The 17714-nt window shown below is 45.6% G+C and carries 18 protein-coding genes; 8 read left to right on the top strand and 10 right to left on the bottom strand.

Annotation, left to right across the window (positions count from 1 at the left end; all coding sequences use genetic code 11):
* Positions 1-3: 3 nt before the first annotated feature.
* Both QUA36_RS01105 and QUA36_RS01100 read right to left on the bottom strand, forming a co-directional pair.
* Positions 4-330: a DUF433 domain-containing protein gene (locus QUA36_RS01105; RefSeq protein ID WP_333159647.1), complete on the bottom strand. Its 327-nt coding sequence runs from the start codon at positions 328-330 to the stop codon at positions 4-6.
* A 60-nt stretch (positions 331-390) separates the two neighbouring features.
* Positions 391-1713, bottom strand: coding sequence for a dihydroorotase (locus tag QUA36_RS01100; RefSeq protein WP_333455017.1), 1323 nt, complete (start codon positions 1711-1713; stop codon positions 391-393).
* An 89-nt stretch (positions 1714-1802) separates the two neighbouring features.
* Here QUA36_RS01100 and lepB point away from each other — a divergent pair, with 89 nt between their 5' ends.
* Positions 1803-2411 carry a signal peptidase I gene (gene lepB / locus QUA36_RS01095; protein ID WP_333159651.1) on the top strand — a complete coding sequence of 203 codons (609 nt, stop codon included), beginning with the start codon at positions 1803-1805 and terminating at the stop codon, positions 2409-2411.
* 166 nt (positions 2412-2577) lie between these two features.
* On the opposite strand, the gene QUA36_RS01090 is transcribed toward lepB, so the two are convergent.
* Both QUA36_RS01090 and QUA36_RS01085 read right to left on the bottom strand, forming a co-directional pair.
* The gene (locus QUA36_RS01090) at positions 2578-4119 is read right to left on the bottom strand and encodes a peptide ligase PGM1-related protein (protein WP_333159653.1); all 1542 of its coding nucleotides are present in this window, start codon (positions 4117-4119) and stop codon (positions 2578-2580) included.
* Between the two features lie 350 nt (positions 4120-4469).
* Positions 4470-6086: a glycosyltransferase family 39 protein gene (locus QUA36_RS01085; RefSeq protein WP_333455014.1), complete on the bottom strand. Its 1617-nt coding sequence runs from the start codon at positions 6084-6086 to the stop codon at positions 4470-4472.
* Between the two features lie 417 nt (positions 6087-6503).
* Here QUA36_RS01085 and QUA36_RS01080 point away from each other — a divergent pair, with 417 nt between their 5' ends.
* Positions 6504-6683, top strand: a complete 180-nt coding sequence (locus QUA36_RS01080) for a hypothetical protein (protein WP_333453388.1) — start codon at positions 6504-6506, stop codon at positions 6681-6683.
* Positions 6684-6870: 187 nt separating this feature from the next.
* Entirely contained in the window at positions 6871-8007 is a 1137-nt protein-coding gene (gene recA / locus QUA36_RS01075) for a recombinase RecA (RefSeq protein WP_333159661.1), read from the top strand.
* A gap of 294 nt (positions 8008-8301) precedes the next feature.
* Here recA and QUA36_RS01070 read toward each other — a convergent pair whose 3' ends face one another.
* Positions 8302-8739 carry a hypothetical protein gene (locus tag QUA36_RS01070; RefSeq protein WP_333159663.1) on the bottom strand — a complete coding sequence of 146 codons (438 nt, stop codon included), beginning with the start codon at positions 8737-8739 and terminating at the stop codon, positions 8302-8304.
* A gap of 300 nt (positions 8740-9039) precedes the next feature.
* On the opposite strand from QUA36_RS01070, the gene QUA36_RS01065 reads away from it, so the two are divergent.
* Entirely contained in the window at positions 9040-10524 is a 1485-nt protein-coding gene (locus QUA36_RS01065; protein WP_333455012.1) for a NarK family nitrate/nitrite MFS transporter, read from the top strand.
* A 119-nt stretch (positions 10525-10643) separates the two neighbouring features.
* On the opposite strand, the gene QUA36_RS01060 is transcribed toward QUA36_RS01065, so the two are convergent.
* Positions 10644-11363, bottom strand: a complete 720-nt coding sequence (locus QUA36_RS01060) for a hypothetical protein (RefSeq protein WP_333159667.1) — start codon at positions 11361-11363, stop codon at positions 10644-10646.
* Positions 11364-11976: 613 nt separating this feature from the next.
* Between QUA36_RS01060 and QUA36_RS01055 the strand changes: the two genes are divergently transcribed.
* Together QUA36_RS01055 and QUA36_RS01050 are read left to right on the top strand one after the other, a co-directional pair.
* The gene (locus QUA36_RS01055; RefSeq protein ID WP_333159669.1) at positions 11977-12450 is read left to right on the top strand and encodes a Coq4 family protein; all 474 of its coding nucleotides are present in this window, start codon (positions 11977-11979) and stop codon (positions 12448-12450) included.
* Between the two features lie 29 nt (positions 12451-12479).
* Positions 12480-12704 (top strand): helix-turn-helix transcriptional regulator, encoded by a 225-nt coding sequence (locus QUA36_RS01050; protein WP_333159671.1) that lies wholly within the window; start codon positions 12480-12482, stop codon positions 12702-12704.
* Positions 12705-12853: 149 nt separating this feature from the next.
* On the opposite strand, the gene QUA36_RS01045 is transcribed toward QUA36_RS01050, so the two are convergent.
* From QUA36_RS01045 to QUA36_RS01035, 3 genes are all read right to left on the bottom strand, one after another.
* Positions 12854-13750, bottom strand: a complete 897-nt coding sequence (locus QUA36_RS01045) for an alpha/beta hydrolase (protein ID WP_333455009.1) — start codon at positions 13748-13750, stop codon at positions 12854-12856.
* Positions 13751-13967: 217 nt separating this feature from the next.
* Entirely contained in the window at positions 13968-15410 is a 1443-nt protein-coding gene (dacB, locus tag QUA36_RS01040) for a D-alanyl-D-alanine carboxypeptidase/D-alanyl-D-alanine endopeptidase (protein ID WP_445301409.1), read from the bottom strand.
* A gap of 81 nt (positions 15411-15491) precedes the next feature.
* Positions 15492-15818, bottom strand: coding sequence for a (2Fe-2S) ferredoxin domain-containing protein (locus QUA36_RS01035; RefSeq protein WP_333159677.1), 327 nt, complete (start codon positions 15816-15818; stop codon positions 15492-15494).
* A gap of 244 nt (positions 15819-16062) precedes the next feature.
* Between QUA36_RS01035 and QUA36_RS01030 the strand changes: the two genes are divergently transcribed.
* Entirely contained in the window at positions 16063-16524 is a 462-nt protein-coding gene (locus QUA36_RS01030; RefSeq protein WP_333159679.1) for a CBS domain-containing protein, read from the top strand.
* Between the two features lie 52 nt (positions 16525-16576).
* Here the strand turns inward: QUA36_RS01030 and QUA36_RS01025 are convergent, their stop codons facing one another.
* Complete coding sequence (locus tag QUA36_RS01025) at positions 16577-16768, bottom strand: hypothetical protein (RefSeq protein ID WP_333455005.1); 192 nt, start codon at positions 16766-16768, stop codon at positions 16577-16579.
* Between the two features lie 12 nt (positions 16769-16780).
* On the opposite strand from QUA36_RS01025, the gene nblB reads away from it, so the two are divergent.
* Positions 16781-17455: a phycobilisome degradation protein NblB gene (gene nblB, locus QUA36_RS01020; RefSeq protein ID WP_333159681.1), complete on the top strand. Its 675-nt coding sequence runs from the start codon at positions 16781-16783 to the stop codon at positions 17453-17455.
* Positions 17456-17714: the final 259 nt, after the last annotated feature.

The following is a 17714-nucleotide window of genomic DNA, read 5'->3' as shown; positions in this document are numbered from 1 at the left end:
GACTCAGGCTTCCTCATTCTTGCAGATTGCTTCTTCGATTTCCTCCAGATGTGCATCAGCATAAGTCCAAACATTGACTAGATCGGCCGCGCTGAGATGGGGATAAAATTGTAGAAGTTCAGCATCGCTTGAACCTTCACGGCGAAAACTTTCAAGCAGCCAAACTGGGATGCGAGTTTTGGCAATGCAAGCATCGCCGCCACACACGTCGGGAGTTTTGGTAATTCCTGGCCAGCTATTGTTTAAACTTTGGGTTAAAAGCCGGATGGCTTCAGCTTTCTCAGTAGGAGTTAAGGCCAGGAGTTGTGTTTCTAGTTCTTGGAGAAGCATGGGTAATATCGTCTTTGCGAGCGGGAATACCCAATTATAACACTTGAGTTAAATTCGTTCTTACTTAGCGTCAAATGTCAATGCTTCTCCCCTCACATTTGTATCCAATTTACCATTCTCAAAAACAACTTTTCCTCCCACAACAGTCACAACTGGCCATCCAGTCAAACTCCAACCTTCAAAGGAACTCCAGCCGCACTTGCTCGCCATCTCTGCTCCGACCACCGGGCGGTAGTTCTCCAAATCAACTAAGACTAAATCGGCGTCAAAACCCGGAGCAATCGCCCCTTTGTTTGGAATCTTATAAGCCTTAGCAACAGCCGCCGACATCCAATGAGAAACTTGCGCCACTGTACATCTTCCTTCTACTGCTTGCGTCAGCATCAAAGGCAAAGAAGTTTCGACTCCCGGCATTCCAGACGGCGTATTCGGATAATCTTGAGCTTTTTCTGCTAATGTATGCGGCGCGTGGTCGGTGGCGATAAAATCAATTACGCCGTCGAGTAAAGCTTGCCAAAGTATTTCGTTATCGCGGGGCTCGCGCAAAGGCGGATTCATCTGAGCTAAACTGCCAATTTTTTGATAGGCGCTGGTATTTAACAACAAATGCTGCGGCGTAACTTCTGCTGTTACCCAACTCGGTTTTTCCTGGCGCAAAAACTCAGCTTCATCCCCCGTTGAAAGGTGCAGAATGTGCAGTCGCCTCTGATATTTATTAGAAAGTTTTACTGCTAGTTGAGTGGCCAATAAAGCTGCTTGATTGTCTTGAATTTGCGAGTGCACGGCAACATCGGAAATCCCGGCAAATTCCTGACGCCTCTGGTTGATTCTAGCTTGGTCTTCTGCGTGCACGGCAATTAGTCTATCGCCTGCAGCAAAAATCTGCTCTAAAGTTGCTTCTCCATCGACCAACAACTGACCGTGCATCGAACCCATAAACACCTTAATTCCCGGCGTCGGATTCGCATTCAACAAATCCGGCAAATTCTCGGGCGTTGCACCAATAAAAAAGCCGTAATTCACCAAACACTTCTCGGCAGCGCGACTTAGTTTATCATCTAAGGCAGCTTGGGTTGTAGTCAGAGGTCGCGTATTTGGCATTTCCAAAAACGAAGTCACGCCACCCTTAGCGCACGCACAGCTAGCCGTAAATAAGTCTTCCTTGTGTTCTAAACCGGGTTCCCGGAAGTGTACTTGCGGGTCAATTACTCCGGGTAACAGAGTTAAGCCGAGCGCATCTATTTCGCGATCGCCCGATTCGACAATTTCCGCAGCAACTTTGACAATTTGGCGATCGCAGATTTGCACATCTCCTACCAAAAACTCACCATTCGGCAAAAGAATGCGAGCGCGACGGATTAACAAACTTGATTGGGGAGTCATAAGATATCCTTAATTCAGTAAACAGCGTGCTAGCATGGAAGCATTATTAAGTTTATAATTCGTATCCAGCTCAGTCACTACAATACCCTATGACTCGTCTAGACAAGTCAGCCGACGAAAAACCTCCGCAAGACACCGAAAATCCTTGGATTGAAGGAATTAAGACGATCGGCTTAGCAGCATTTTTGGCCTTTGGTATCCGCACCCTGGTTGCCGAAGCACGCTACATTCCCACCGGCTCGATGCTCCCAACCTTACAAATTAACGATCGATTAATTATAGATAAGGTAAGCTATCGATTCCAAGAGCCCCAGCGAGGAGATATTATCGTATTTATGCCTCCTGACCAGGCTAGTTTGTGCACGGGACAGCCGCCACCGATCAAAGATGCCTATATCAAGCGAGTGATCGGACTACCGGGGGACAGTGTGGAAGTCAGAGATGGAAAAGTTTTTATTAACAAGCAGCCGCTACAGGAAAAATATATTGAAGAAATTCCGCAGTATCCCTACGGGCCTGTAGTTGTAGCTCCAAATTCTTACTTGGTGCTCGGCGACAACCGCAACGCAAGCTGTGACAGCCATTACTGGGGCTTTGTACCCAAGCAAAATATTATCGGTAGGGCGATTGTGCGTTTTTGGCCGCTCAACCGCACAGGTTCGATCGATCCCACGCCCATTTATCCCGCTAAAAATTAGCTCTAATGGAACCAAGAAGGCCAATTCAATAATAGCAATGATTTGAGTGATTAAGAACATCCTAATCGTCTGATCGTTTGCTATACAAAACGCGAGGGATATTAGATCCCCGACTTCTTCAAGAAGCCGGGGATCTAAGCTGACTGGCTGGATCAAATCTCAAATCTCAAATCTCAAACCTCAAATCGCCTGACGTTTCGCGATCGAGAACTTTCACAACTTTGTTATACATATCCTCAGCTTCTTGCGGCGAATTGCCGATACTCGTCACTCCTAATTTGCCAAACTCCGACAAACAACCCATTAAATGAAACACACTCCCCGTCTCTGTACCGCTGTCAAAATGCAGTTGATTGTCAGCAATAATATCCATCAAATCGTTCGGTAATAATCCCCTATAACGCTCTTTTTTCAAATTGTCCGAAGCGACATAATATTTCGGACGGCCCTGCAGGCTGTAAAATAATCCGGTAGTACGATCGTACCGACCATTTGTTAAGAGCTTCAGCGCCATAAACGGATGAGTTGTGCCTCCTTTCCGCAAGTTAATTTCTATTGCTTGCATATCCCAGTTGCCGTCTGATTGCCGCACCGCGAGAAAATCTACTCCAAATCTCTCTAAAGCACCTTTTTCGGCTAAATTTTTCCCTACTTTCCATCCCAACTCCTGCAACGCTATTCGATAAGATTCGTCCGCCGGAAATTGGCAACCCAAGAAAATTTGACCGTCTGGGCCTCCTAAAATTTGGTCATGGGTTGAGAGAATTTCTACTTCGCCACTGGGGACAATTCTGCCTTGAACGCTGGGCGAGAACTTTTCTTCTCCTTCGATAAATGCTTCGGCAATTGCCCCTAATTCGGGAATGCGGCTGCTAAAATTTTCCCAGGTTTCGCCCGTTGCTTGAAAGCGCAAATTATGGAAGTGCTCGCCAATTGCCTTCGCTCTTTCTGTAGGCGCTTTACCTGCGAGGGACTTCAGATCTAAAATTGCATTTCCTTCCCCCGAAAAACCTTCATTTAACTTAATTACTATCCGCTGCAAATGCGGCTGCCGCGCCCACAACTCGGCCGCAGCTTCCGCTAAATCTTCCGCATTCCAAACCAACTCGGAACCGTCAGGATAAGGCACGCCACATTCTTTAAAAATTTGCCTGCTACCGCTTTTGGTTCCCCAGTATAACAGATCGGGATCGCTAGCCCACAAAGGAATCCCCAATTGAACAGATAACTCGCGTTCCAAGGGCGTCGAGTTATAACAAACCATATAGGATTTTGTCGGCCGCGCTGCTTGACGAATGCGCTCCATTAAGCGGGGACGATCTAAAATTTTCTGTGTGAGGGATTTGGCAGAAGCATCGTAAGCACTGAATAGCACAAGCCGATCGCGCGCATGAGAAAATGGTATTCCCGGCAGCAATTGCAGGTAATAATCCACAATCATTGGGTGCAAGGGCTCCGAGGTAATGTAAATTAAGCGCGTGCGGGGATTTCGCAGGCGAATCAATGAAAATAAATGCCGCTCTTCGTAATGGTAAGCACCCTCAACTTTCTGCATTTCTTGCTGATCTAAGCTGAGAGAAGGAATGATAATAATGTCACAATCTCCGCCGTCGAATTCTTCGATTGCTCGCCAACGTTCGCGTAATTCTGTCTGAAGATTGCGAAACTTCTGCGCGGATTCGGAAGATGAATTATTTAACTCTTGCATTGCGTTTTATCCTAAGTATTCAAATAATTATTGCTGATGATGTCGGGTGTGTCAGCCCCAATACTTGAGATAACTCACACAGTTTTTTTTCTGACGCACCTTACCGGGAATAGGGACAAAAATACCCAAATAGTGATTTAAGGTGCGTCAGTCGAAATATTTGAGGCAATTCAAACAGTTTTTTCTGCCCCCGCCCAAAAACCGATACCATGCCACGTACTCCTATCGTGAATATCCAAAAATTTTAGACCAAAGTTTAATCTCCCAGATTCATCTGTGGAATAAATCTAAAATCTAAAATCCACTGACGCACCCTACCGCGCACGAGCTTCCATTTCTGTCAATCTGCTCTAAGAAGCTCGCCGCGCTCGAAACAGTCTGGCATATTCCAATATCGGCTCTAAGCGACGTTGATTTTGCTTGAGTGCCGATCGCAATTTTTCCGAAGGACGGAACACCAGGGGAGCCGAATATTTGTTCAGCATCTCCATATCTGGCGACTCGCTCATCAGCATCAGCCGCACGTCTTTGTCGAGCAAATAACTCAGAGAAAGCAAATCTCCCATGTTAGTAAAATCGTTGCCGCGATCGCTAATTACAATTGTATCTTTAATCGACCGATTAGCTATCGCCTCTTTGTTAATAATTTTCGCAACTTCAGCATTAAAATAGCTCAAGTCTTTGCTCCACCAAGTATCAGAAAAAGCGCTGACGGTACAGGATGCTATACTTGCTGTAAATACCAAGGCTAAAATGACTTGCCAAAACCGCTGCTGAGTTTTCACGTTACTTGCGAGCAAGTAAGCAACTGCTAGCTGCACTCCCGGAAAGCAGGAAATCAGATAACGGCTGACGGCGGAACGTTTGCCGCCTAGGATTAGATCCGGTAACGCCAGGATCAAAAAAGGTACAAAAATTGATGTTACAATAAACAGCCAAGTTGAACTGCTAGTCCGGCGGCAGATTTTGTAAAGGGCGGCCGCCATTAACAGCAAAAATGGCAATCTCAGCAGATAAGTCCAAATATTATCAAACCCGAAGTCGAAGTCAAAAAATAAGGATGTAAAGCTGAGTGTCCACAATTTGACAAGATACAGCCAACCCGGAGATACTCGCGTCCAATCTGTCGTAGAGGAGGCACGTTCCAGGTTGGTCGCCAGCACGTAAATCCAGGGGATATACAATATTAAAGCTGCTGTTACTGCTAAAAAAAATTGGGAATTAATTACATGACCTCGCAATTTTGTTTTTTTGAAAAACAACCAGTAAGAAATTATAAAAACTCCGTGTCCGATGAGTGTTAAACTGAAAAAAGGGTGAGTGTAGAAACCAATGGCGATCGCCAGCGAGTAAAATACCCAATTTTTCCAACCCCGCAACCGCACTGCTCTCAGCAGCAGCCAACTGCTGCCAATAACTGTGGCTGTCAGCAAACTGTACTGCCTTGCTGTCTGAGCAAACAATATGTCAAAGGGAGATAAAGCCAAAAGTGCTGTTGCTAATAACGCCGCCAAATTCGAGGCGAAAAGTTCCTCAGCTAAAGCGTACATCAAAGGCAGGGACAGCAAACTCAATATTGCTGGCAAAGTGCGGGATTCTGTTAGAGAACTGCCAAATTCCTGCATCCACCAACGAGCCATAAGAAAGTATAAAGGCGGATGCTGCGGGTCTTCTAGTGCTAAAGAACGAATTGTGTCTGCTTCTGTACTTCCCGGTTTAATCCGCTGATATTTTTGCAATTCGGGTGCGGTAAAAATCCGGTTTTGGAATAGTTCGTTGTCGATTTCTTGGCGGGTGAAACCAGCGGCGCGGATTGATGTGTAAGCTTCGTCGTGCCAGTACAGTTTGCGATCAATCTCAAAAAACCGAAATCCGATACCTAGTAAAATGCCGATCGCCAATAAGTTCATCAGCCAGCGGGAATTTTTGGTATTAACAGATGTGTCTTGATGTGTTGTAGATCCCATGCTTGTCCTAATTGTGGCGATTTCCTCCGGGATAGCTACGCTTCACGGAACGTGGAACTGCAAACCATCTTAACTCAATTGGCGTAAGTCTCACACCGTAACTGTACCCGGTTCGGTGTTGGGATATAAGCCAAACAAAAATATAGAAAGAGTTGGCATATAGAGTTGATTTGAGTTAATATATAAATGGTTGCGACCCACTCACTCGGCTGTAATAACAAAACGGTCATAGTAGCAGTAATATGCTTACCGGGAAACTGCGAGAGAAAGGAGGAAAAGGCAGACCGCTGGTTAGTATGGTATGCCCTGCTGTAAAAAATAACCCATGTTTGTTGTACGAAAAGAGTTTTTGGTCTTAGGAAATAGGACTTCTGCGTGGGTTCCCTACGAGGGGATAAAGGGCGTAAAAGCCGAGAGATGCTGTGTAAGACTCCGATCGTCTTTGAGGACGAATATTCAGCAATGAATATCCCCAATAGAGCGACGGCAAACGAGACACGAAGCCCGAATTATAACGGTACTCCGTTTAGTTTGGGTATTTCACACCTCACTCAAGGAGCGATCGATACCCACTATAGCGGTTCGATCGCGTGGTGAGGTATGCCCTGTTTGCCCTGCGCGGGCCCATGCCCGAGTGAAAGCTCGCGAGTGGCCGGGGCCTCCCCAAAATCAAGAATCTTCAACCAGATCCTCCCAGAACCTCCAGACCCCAAAAATAACTGCTAACATACGTGTTGTACAGTTAATCAACAAGCTCCGCAAGGGGTCTACCCGCTTACCGCAAATGGCAAAAAAAGAAGCGTCTATAAAAACTTCCACTGAAAACTCAGAAAAGCAAAAAGCTTTAACTTCCGTACTCTCCCAAATCGAGCGCAGCTTTGGCAAAGGGGCGATCGTCCGATTGGGAGACTCCACTCGCATGAAGGTAGAAACCATTCCCACCGGAGCCCTGACGCTGGACATTGCTTTGGGCGGCGGTTTGCCAAAAGGCCGAGTCATTGAAATTTACGGGCCCGAAAGTTCCGGTAAAACCACTCTAGCCCTCCACGCGATCGCCGAAGTCCAAAAATCCGGCGGTATCGCAGCCTTCGTGGATGCCGAACACGCCCTCGATCCCACCTACGCCTCAGCTTTAGGCGTCGATATTGAAAATCTCTTAGTTTCCCAGCCGGATACCGGCGAAATGGCCCTAGAAATAGTCGATCAACTCGTGCGTTCCGTCGCCGTCGATATCGTAGTAATTGACTCCGTAGCCGCCCTCGTCCCCCGCGCCGAAATTGAAGGCGACATGGGCGACTCCCACATGGGTTTGCAAGCGCGCTTGATGAGCCAAGCTTTGCGGAAAATCACCGGCAACATCGGCAAATCCGGCTGTACCGTCATTTTCCTCAACCAATTGCGGCAGAAAATCGGCATAACTTACGGCAACCCGGAAACAACAACCGGCGGCAATGCACTCAAATTCTACGCCAGCGTGCGGCTCGATATTCGCCGCATTCAAAGCTTGAAAAAAGGTACCGAAGAATACGGCAACCGCACGAAAGTTAAAGTTGCTAAAAATAAAGTTGCTCCGCCTTTCCGTATTGCCGAATTTGACATTGTATTTGGCAAAGGCATTTCTACTTTAGGCTGTCTGACTGACTTAGCCGACGAAATGGGAGTAATTCTGAAAAAAGGTTCTTGGTATAGCTACAACGGAGAGAACATAGCTCAAGGACGAGACAAAGTGATCCAGCACATGGAGAAAAACATCGATTTCAAAAATGAAATTGAGGAGCTAGTTAAAAAGAAACTTGAGACAGGTGCTCTGGTTTCTGCTAATTCTGTCGCTCCTATTGAGGTAGATGATGTAGATGATGTAGATGATGTAGATGATGTAGATGATGTAGATGATGTAGATGGTTTGGGCGAAGAAATCTAAGTTTTTTAGTCAATAAATCCGATAGGTGTTAGAGCTCCGACTTTTTAAAGAAGTCGGGGCTCTGTTTATTCTGTTTTTTTAATATCTAGGGGTAATATCAAATCCGTTAGCATCGGAATAGTAAATTCGAGTTCACTGTTCACTATTCACTGTTCACTGTCAACCGTAAACCGTAAACCGTCAACATCATTCCGGTGTAACCGGAAATGATATAAAGCATTTGAGAAAATACAAAGAACCCCGACTTCTTCGATGAAGTCGGGGTTCTAAAATAAGAGTATTTCACCACGTTATTTAATGTTGAGGAGTTTGGTGAAAGGAAATCTCTAAAACTTCTATCTGCTGGTTGAGAGTAGCAGAGCGCTTCTGAGCATATTTGTCGTGCAGAAAAATACTTAAGCCCACACCCACTGGCAAAACAAAATAGATAAATCCCAGCAACATCTGAGCAATGTCTTCTTGGGCTACTGCATCGAATTGAGGCGCAGCAGTAGGTTGACTTGTCGTGCTGTTGACTGGCTGCTGATTGGATTGCTCGATCGCCTGTGCTTTTTCTTGCGGTTGAGCTTCCTGGGCGATCGCCCCAGAAGCAGTTCCCAAGCATCCAGCCACTGCTACACATACTGTCAGGAAACTAAAAAGTCTTGATTTAACCTTTAATCCGTTGTTCATGGCACTGATTGAGTGGCGATCGCCTTGCTGAGTTTCTCTTTCGGTTAAGCGTACAAGCATTTTTACTTACCTGTTTTTAAAATAAATTTAATTTCTGTATTCAAATATACTGTTTTTTGGATTTTAACGCAATAAGCATTTATTACTAAAATTAGATTTAAATGCAATATCTGCATTTATTCAATGCGCCAGGTGGGGTTTTGAGCACAAACAGTAACTTTGTATACAATTTTTCCTCTCGACATCCACTTGAATTGGAACGCAACATCAAAGCGCGATCGTAAAAAAACCGTTACCTCAAACAGTTAGAAAGTCAACTCGAAATTAATAATCTGTATTATTTATTAGGACAAGTTATATATGCTTCAAGGACTTTTATCGTTCAGAGGGCCTTTTCGGATTCTGAACCTGAGTTGGTTTGCTTTTTTCTTAACTTTCGTAGTGTGGTTCAACTACGCACCCTTCAGCACAACGGTGCAGCACGATTTGGGATTGACAGTTGGGCAAGCCAGAATCATCAGTCTGTGCAACCTAGCTTTCGCAATTCCTGCACGTATTATTATTGGGATGTTGCTCGATCGCTTCGGGCCTCGCATCACCTTCTCTTCACTCCTCGTGTATGCAGCATTTCCTACACTGGCATTCGCCTTTGCCCAAAACTTCAATCAGTTGGTTTTGAGCCGTTTGGCAATGGGAATTGTCGGCGCTGGATTCGTAGTTGGCATTCGCTTAGTTGCCGAATGGTTTCCCCCAAAAGATATCGGCTTCGCTCAAGGTATCTATGGCGGCTGGGGTAACTTTGGCTCTTTTGCCGCAGAAGCAGCGTTACCAGCGATCGCGGCAGGAACAGCTTTTCTCTCAGTCGGGCACACAAATTGGCGGCTGGCGATCGCCCTTACTGGGATTGCCACAGCAGTTTTTGGAGTCATTTTTTACTGCAACGTTCAAGACACTCCTCCCGGCAAAGTTTATCAGCGCCCGGCCCGCAACGGCGCAATGGAAGTCACTAGCGCCAAAAGCTTTTGGGCACTGTCAATAACCAATATTCCTCTATTTGGTGCCTTAGCTTTGATCGTGTGGCGCTTGCAGAAAGCCAATTTTCTGACTGCAAATGTGATGTACGCTATTTGGATTAGTTTGACAGCACTGTATTTAATTCAGGCTTACAAAGCCTGGCAAGTTAACCGAGAAGTTGTCACCGGTCAAAAACATTACCCACCTCAAGAACGCTATCAAATCAGTCAAGTATTCCTATTAGAATTAGCTTATGCAGTCAGCTTTGGTTCAGAGCTCGCTGTGGTTTCCATGTTACCGGAATTTTTTGAACACACCTTCAATATAAATCATGCGATCGCTGGGCCCATAGCTGCTACTTATCCCATGATGAACTTGGTCAGCCGTCCAGCCGGAGGCTTAATTTCAGACAAAATCGGCAGCCGCAAGTGGACGCTGACAGTGACGATCGGCGGAGTGGGATTGGGATATTTAATTATGAGCCAAATTACGGCAAACTGGCATTTAGCAATTGTGATTATCGTGACCATGTTATGTGCCTTCTTTGTCTTCGCCGCAGCAGGCGCAACTTTTGGCATTGCCTCCTTAATCAAACGAGAAGTAACTGGTCAAATTGCCGGCAATATCGGTGCTTACGGCAGTGTCGGCTCTGTAATTTACGCCACCCTTTATAGCTTTCTTCCCCAAACAGTTGCAGGCAACCGCAGCTTCTTTGAGGTACTCGGAACTGCTGCTGTAGTTGTCTGCTTCCTTTGTGTTTTTACCCTGAAGGAACCGAAGGTTATTGAAAGCCAAGATTTGGCAGAAGAAGCTATGCTGCTGGGCCACTAAATCGCAAATCAGGTTTTAAGTAGAACAACTTAAAACTACAGAACACCCAGCAGCCTGACTTCTTTATTTAAGAAGTCAGGCTTTGAGATAAGCAGCAGCTTATTTATCACTTTTGTCACTTACTGCGGCATAGAAACGGGCTGAATGTATTGAGAATTAGCGCGCACATAACAGCCTTGTCTTGTCAGCAACCAGGGTTGACCGTTCGCCATCGTAATAGCATTTGCTCCCCTAAGTTCAGCAGCAACTGTATCTTTATCTGCGCGGTAAACTTGTTGAATTGCTCCGTTTGCGGTCTTGCGGCAGTTAAGTTGTCCATCTCGCGAGGTGACTCGCCAAGCAGGCCAAGTTACAAAACCATTTGTTTGACTCGACCAAGTATTAGCATTGCTAGAAGTATAGTCGCCACTTGCATTAGGACGCGGTAAAGCTTCGACTAAATTTACTTTAAATGTCTGGCCCATAGAAGGACAATTTTCTCCTCCTTTCACCTTCCAAGTAACTTCGGCTCCCAATTGGCTGCTTCTTCCAACTTGACGCCTGACAATGGCAATATCTCCAGAACAAACAATTTTTCTGCCAGGGCCGGTCGCACTGTCTTTGAAAGTCCCATTGTAATAGTAAGAGCCTGCTGCTCCTTCGGAACGGGTAATTTGAATATTGCCCAAAAATTCCCGATTGCCTACTTTGGTCAAGTAAAAACCGCTGGGACTGTTCCCTTTTTCTGACAGATTTAAAGTAGTTTTACCGTTAGGATTAACATAAGTGGTAGCGCTAGCAGCCGCGCACCAAATTAATGACACAACTCCTGTGGATAACCAAATGTCAAGTTTTTTCACAGCAACACCTCGTATGAATCTCTACTCTATTTATAGCTGTTGGTGAAAATACTTAGCCAGTCGCTCAAATAAGTGTCACTCATTTGAGCGACATTCTAACGACATACGGGCAATCCCCCATGATTGCCACTACAAATTCGGCAACCACGGGGGATGGGCACTACTGCGTAATTCCGACAAATCAACTCTGTATAACTTCACGTTGCTTCAGCTCGCTTCACCTCTCTTCACTTGTATGCACCTGCATCACGATGCCTGCAAGCTTCCACTTCTGACTCATTGCAAGTTCTAATAATTAGCAGCAGAATAAATTTATATACGTAAGTAAGGGAGTTCCAATCAACGCTAGATACTGTGGATTTTACGGCTACTTCCGGGTGGGTCAAGTTGCCCCAAGTAACACTAGCCAGATTTTGGCAACTGGCAGATTTCACCTCTGAGACTGTGTGTAAAGAAATGTAAAAGCTCCTGAAACCCAATTGCTGTGGCAGAAAGTACGGTTTCTAAGTTGAGTAGGTAAAAAAAAGTCGTCTTGATTCAGCGCAAAAATGAACTTGACAAACACCAATTAATTTGCCCGAAACTTAAATCATTGTCGAAGGGAGAATAACTTATGGCTGACGGTCAATTAGGAGTTATATTAAAGATGGCTCAAACAATTAATCCTCAAATAGAGAGCGATCGACACTTTGAAATAGACTTGGCAAAGTTGCGCCAACTGCCAGCAGGAACATTAGGGTGCGAAGTGGCGCGATTTCTAGACGAACAAGGCTTTGAGCCGATCGCATCGGGAGACTGGATTCAGCGAAACCACGACGTTTGGCACGTGCTGACCGGTCTTTCAGCTTCAACAGAAGATGAACTGGTACTTCAAGCGTTTACTCGCGCTCAAGTATTTCGTCCTTCTTGTGCGATTTTAGTGTTAGTTGGACTAATCGGCGGCAAATGCGCGATCGGACAAATTATCAAAGGCTTAAAACATGGAAAATTAGCCACTCGGCTAATTAATTGGGACGTTGCATCTGATTGGGAAACTCCTTTATCTGAAGTTCGAGAAAAACTCGGAATTCAACCCTTAATTGATTAGATTTTAACTCGTTACCTCATTGCAAAAATATGCAAAGCCAAAGTTACAAACCGGAAATTAGCCTGAGCCCACGCGAAAGAGCGATCGCGCAATTAGTAGCCCAAGGCCTGCCAAACAAATGTATTGCCAAAAATTTAAATATCAGTCACTGGACGGTTGCTACTTACGTGAGGCGGATTTTTATCAAACTCGGTGTTTGTTCCAGAACTGCGATGATTGCACTGCTGATCCAAGAAAATTTGCTCTGGGACTGATCAATAAGTAGGGTGCGTCAGCTAGCTTGAATTCTGTGGTAATCCAGAAACTCTAGGCACGACGCACCCTAAAAAAAACCTATCCCTAGACAGATGAAAACCCGGTTTAGCTGTAAAACCGGGTTTTCATTTGCAATGTTTAAAACCTTCTATGCCACAGCCACAGAACGAGAAGAATTTCTCAGAAAACTCAGCAATTCTCGATTCACCGTTTGCGGCGCTTCCTGCTGAATCCAGTGACCACAGTGAGGAACTAATTTCAACTTAAACGGAGCCGTAATTAATCTGTCTAAACCTTCTACCAGTTTGTGGCTCAAAAACGCATCTTCTTCTCCCCAAAGCACCAAAGTAGGTACTGTCACAGGTTCTAATTTCTGCCCCAAATTCCAAAGCCTCTGCGGGTGAAACATCTGACGGTAATAATTGATAGCGGCGGCCAATACTCCCGGCTTTTCTAAAGCAGTCTGATAAATCTTAGTTTCCTCAGCGCTAAAAGATCCTTTGCGAACAGCTTGTCCTTGGAAAACATTGTGAACAAAATCTTTCAAGTTTTGGCGGATCAACAATTCTGGAATGCCGGGAACCTGAAATGCCAAAACGTACCAACTGCGGCGGATTTGATCTAAATTGCTCGCCATTTCCTGCATGAATCGCTGCGGGTGCGGAGCGTTTAAAATTGCCAAGCGGTTGAGTTGTTCGGGGAATTTTTGAGCTAAGTGCCACGCAATCGCCCCTCCCCAATCATGACCTACAACGTGAGCTTTTGTATAACCGAGGCTCGCAATCAAACCGCGAATATCCGCGCTCAGCGTATCTAAATCATAGCCGCTTTCCGGCTTATCGGAATCGTTGTAGCCCCGCAAATCCGGCACTACCACCTTGAAATGACGCGCTAAAGCAGGAATTTGATGACGCCAAGAGTACCAAAACTCTGGAAACCCATGCAGGAGGAGAACGAGCTCGCCTTCTCCTTGAGAAACGCAGTGCAGGCGGATGTTATTGGTTTCGACAAAGATGTGTTGCTGTTCGGAATCGAAAGAATTCATAGTTGGAAAGTTAGACTTATTTTTGGTCAGTACAGAACCCGCCGACTGGTAGCAGGCTAAAACGTCCCAATGGTGTTAAATTTTCTACTTTTATTGTAGCTGCTTTTCGATCCCCGCCGCTGCAATCTAATGAAACTTAAAACTTGTAGGATTTTGGGGTGTCCTGTGTTTTAGGTGTAACTACTGAGTTGAAGTTTATCACCTTAAATGTATTGTTTTAACAGCGGCGCAGGCGATTCAATAATAGCACAATTTCGTCCGTTGCCGATCGCATTTTTGCAGTCGATAGGTCAGATTGATTGACGATAATGCTAAACACCAGCGGCTCGTAATTCGGAACTTCGATATATCCCGACAGAGCCGAAACTCCGCTCATAGTTCCGGTTTTTGCTTGCATAATTACGCGGTTTGGTGTAATATTAAAGCGATTTTTCAAAGTGCCGCTCTCGCCAGCGATCGGCAGTGACTGGCGGTAAATAGATGCAGCAGGTGAATTGGCCATAAGTCTCAAAGTTTGCACCAAGGCTTCAGGGCTAATTAAATTGTGCCGAGACAAGCCGGAACCGTCGGCTAATATGTAGCTGTTTGGATTTACTCCTAATTGAGTTAAAACTGTTTTTAGCTCTTTTAAACCGCTTTCACCTGTATTCTCTTGTGGCACAGGCATCTTGTCTGTAACTTTTCCCAGCAATCTCAATAAAACTTCTGCATAAAGATTGTTGCTTTCGCGATTAGTTTCTCTCACCAATTCCGCCAGTGGCGGCGATTCAACGGTCGCTAATTCTTGATTTAAATTGCGAGAAGCCGATGCCACTAAAGCCTGTTTAACAGGAATTCCCTCAGTCGCCAGGGCTTGTTGAAAATACTGCAAAAAATTATTAGCGGGGTTGACAACTGCGACATAAGCTGATTCAGGTTCTGCACCAACTTTCAACTGTCCGCCCACTCGAATTATAGGTCGATCGAACTCCCGACCAATTTCAATAAACTCAGATTCGTTTTGAGCGACGGTAACAGTATTGTTCTGAAGTTGCCACTGATTTGCCAGCTTTGCTTCGACAAAAGTAACTTTCAGAGGTTGCCCGATTGCCTGTGGGGACAAAAGAAGGTCGATCGCGTTTTGATTGAAAATTAAACTGTTAATCGGCGCTCCGTAGCCAGCTTGCGCGTCTTCCCATTCCCAATTCGGATTGACTGCACTGCCTTGAAAATAGGTGTCATCGCCAATCAATTGGTTAACTTGACTGATTCCCCGCTGCTTCAACTGCTGCGCCAAGGATTTCAACTGAGCCTCAGCAATGCTCGGATCTCCCCTGCCGGCAACGTACAAACTTCCATTTTCGCCGCTGTAAACCGATGTCTTAATCCGAAAATCTGCACCGAGTTTCTGCAAAGCAGCGGCTGTAGTTAGCAGCTTGGCATTTGATGCTGGAATAAAATATTTGGTGGCGTCGCGGCTGTAGAGAGTAGTAGTAGAAGATAGAGGTTGAATCAAAATGCCCCAGCGCGATCGGCTAAATTCGGGACGGTTGGCGATCGCATCTACTTGCGCTCCCAAATCCGCAGGACAAATATCCCCAGCAACCGCCGACGTTTGAGCAGCAACCGTAGACGGACGCCCCAGAATTAGGACTAACAAACTAAGCGCAATTCCTTGGATTTTCAAAGTGCCAATTCCTTAACAATAACTATTAAAATTAGATGCACCAGAGCTTGGAAGTTTCCCCGAATCAAGTCAATATTAATAATAATAACGCGCATGAATTCTCGGATTGAACAGCGCCTCTACAGGTTTTCCCTCTTTGAGGTGTTGTTCCACAATTAACGGTACATCACTCGGTTTAACTCGACAATACCAAATTTCGTCCGGGGTAACTCGTACAGTCGGGCCAGTGGTGCACTGTCCCTGACAACTACAGGCCTCCACTTTCACCCCTGCAACTTGTTGAGCTTCAAAAGCAGCTAGCACTGCTGCTGAACCATTTTTCAGGCAAGATTGATACTGGCAAACCAATACACAGCGCGCTTCTGGTTGGGAGTCTGGTTCTCGGGCTGGAGATTCTGGCATTGGTAAGGATTTATCCGCTCTTTAAGATATCTTAACAATCTTGTCAGACCGATCGCTCGCCGGAGAGAGGCAAACGGCAGAATTTTATAGTGCGATCGAAAAAAACAGCAAAATTCTGGCACTCAAACTTTTTCCTTGCTTCTACTTTCTAACGAATCCCTTCAGCAGAGCTGCCTTTCTTCAGTCTGTGCCGCCCTTTCCCTATATGATCGATAAGGAGAGATAACTCAATCAACCGCTAATCATGCCAAAAACAGTAGCCGATGTAATGAGTCGCGAGCCGATTTTGGCGCGACCCGAAATGCCCTTGAACGAAGCGATTAAAATTTTAGCCGATCGACGCATTAGCGGTCTTCCCGTCGTAGATGAGAATGACTTGTTGGTAGGAGTCATCTCCGAAACCGACTTGATGTGGCGGGAAACCGGCGTAACTCCGCCCGCTTATATCATGGTGCTCGATAGCGTGATTTATTTGGAAAATCCATCTCGTTATGAGCGAGAACTCCACAAGGCTTTAGGACAAACAGTAGGAGAAGCGATGAGTACAGAGCCAGTTACCATCGAGCCAGACAAATCTGTCCAAGAAGCTGCCAAACTTATGCACGATCGCAGTATCCACCGATTGCCAGTGCTTGATACTGCGGGCAAAGTAATCGGCATCCTCACTAGGGGAGATATTATTCGCTCGATGGCTGCCGAATCTTAAATTAATTGTTGCAGTTCCAGGACTGTATCAGAAAACCAGTCGTGAAGCGAAGCTATCCCGTAGGGAATCGCTCTTTCAATCTCGCTGACTTTTTGCAATTACCAATTACCGAGATTGACGACAAGGAAGTTAGGAATACACGCAGAGCTATTTTTTTTTCTTCCCTCTTCCTTCTTCCTTCTTCCTTCTTCCTTCTTCCTTCTTCCTTCTTCCTTCTTCCTTCTTCCTTCTTCCCAATTATCAAATTTAAAATCGAATGAGCATTACCCCTGAGTCTGTCGAACAATTGCTGAATTCCGAGGATTTTGGCGAAAGACTGCGAGCAGTCAACCAACTGCGGCAACTAGACCCCGCGATTGCCTATAAACTAATTCAAATTGCGATCGGCGACAAAAACGTCCGGGTTCGCTACGCAGCAGTCAGCCAATTATCAACCCTCGGTACGCAGAATCTGCCGAACGCTTTAGAGGTACTGCGAAACAGCCTGAACAACGACCCCGAACCCGACGTGCAAGCAGCAGCAGCCGATGCTTTGGGCGCATTGAAATTAACCGATGCTTTAGAAGATTTGCAGCAAGTTTATAGCAGTACCTCTGAATGGCTGGTGCAACTGAGCATCGTCGCGGCTTTGGGAGAAATGGGAGATCCGAAAGCCTTTCCGATGTTAGAAAATGCCCTGACTTCAGAAAACGAATTGATCCAAACCATTGCCATTAGTGCATTAGGTGAATTGGGAGATAAACGGGCGCTGCCGCTGCTGCTTCCCTACGCTTCCAATGCAGATTGGCAGATCCGTTACAGAGTCGCCCAAGCTTTGGGGCGGTTGGGCGGTGCAGAAGCACAGACAGCTTTGGAAATTCTCGCCAAAGATGAGGTTGATCAAGTTGCTCAGGAGGCTAAAGTCGGACAAGAAAATAGTTTGAAATCTTGAGATTGCTTTTGTGGTCCCGAACAACCCTGGGCGGTTGTGAATTTTGAATTAATTTAGATTTTTTTGTGAGGATTCTACTAAAAACTTAGTTGGCGATCGCACACATAATTCAGAAACCCGGTTTCTTCCTATATTTGTCGTTCCTCTCTGCAAAACTCGTAGAAACCGGGTTTCTAGCCAGCCAGCCAGCACGCTGGGTGCGTAGCGCAAACCTTACTAATCAGGAAAAATCTCAAATCTCAAATCTCAAATCTAAAAT

It is taken from the genome of Microcoleus sp. Pol10D4 (genome assembly GCF_036701555.1).
Classification (GTDB): Bacteria; Cyanobacteriota; Cyanobacteriia; order Cyanobacteriales; family Microcoleaceae; genus Microcoleus.
The sequence above is the reverse complement of the archived record's forward strand: the minus strand, read 5'-3'. Positions and strand labels throughout refer to the sequence as shown.

Bases quoted from the DNA above. Each gene is read 5' to 3' on its own strand.
- QUA36_RS01105 (WP_333159647.1), bottom strand. From the start codon at position 330: ATGCTTCTCCAAGAACTAGAAACACAACTCCTGGCCTTAACTCCTACT.
- QUA36_RS01100 (WP_333455017.1), bottom strand. From the start codon at position 1,713: ATGACTCCCCAATCAAGTTTGTTAATCCGTCGCGCTCGCATTCTTTTG.
- lepB (WP_333159651.1), top strand. From the start codon at position 1,803: ATGACTCGTCTAGACAAGTCAGCCGACGAAAAACCTCCGCAAGACACC.
- QUA36_RS01090 (WP_333159653.1), bottom strand. From the start codon at position 4,119: ATGCAAGAGTTAAATAATTCATCTTCCGAATCCGCGCAGAAGTTTCGC.
- QUA36_RS01085 (WP_333455014.1), bottom strand. From the start codon at position 6,086: ATGGGATCTACAACACATCAAGACACATCTGTTAATACCAAAAATTCC.
- QUA36_RS01080 (WP_333453388.1), top strand. From the start codon at position 6,504: ATGCTGTGTAAGACTCCGATCGTCTTTGAGGACGAATATTCAGCAATG.
- recA (WP_333159661.1), top strand. From the start codon at position 6,871: ATGGCAAAAAAAGAAGCGTCTATAAAAACTTCCACTGAAAACTCAGAA.
- QUA36_RS01070 (WP_333159663.1), bottom strand. From the start codon at position 8,739: ATGCTTGTACGCTTAACCGAAAGAGAAACTCAGCAAGGCGATCGCCAC.
- QUA36_RS01065 (WP_333455012.1), top strand. From the start codon at position 9,040: ATGCTTCAAGGACTTTTATCGTTCAGAGGGCCTTTTCGGATTCTGAAC.
- QUA36_RS01055 (WP_333159669.1), top strand. From the start codon at position 11,977: ATGGCTGACGGTCAATTAGGAGTTATATTAAAGATGGCTCAAACAATT.
- QUA36_RS01050 (WP_333159671.1), top strand. From the start codon at position 12,480: ATGCAAAGCCAAAGTTACAAACCGGAAATTAGCCTGAGCCCACGCGAA.
- QUA36_RS01045 (WP_333455009.1), bottom strand. From the start codon at position 13,750: ATGAATTCTTTCGATTCCGAACAGCAACACATCTTTGTCGAAACCAAT.
- QUA36_RS01035 (WP_333159677.1), bottom strand. From the start codon at position 15,818: ATGCCAGAATCTCCAGCCCGAGAACCAGACTCCCAACCAGAAGCGCGC.
- QUA36_RS01030 (WP_333159679.1), top strand. From the start codon at position 16,063: ATGCCAAAAACAGTAGCCGATGTAATGAGTCGCGAGCCGATTTTGGCG.
- nblB (WP_333159681.1), top strand. From the start codon at position 16,781: ATGAGCATTACCCCTGAGTCTGTCGAACAATTGCTGAATTCCGAGGAT.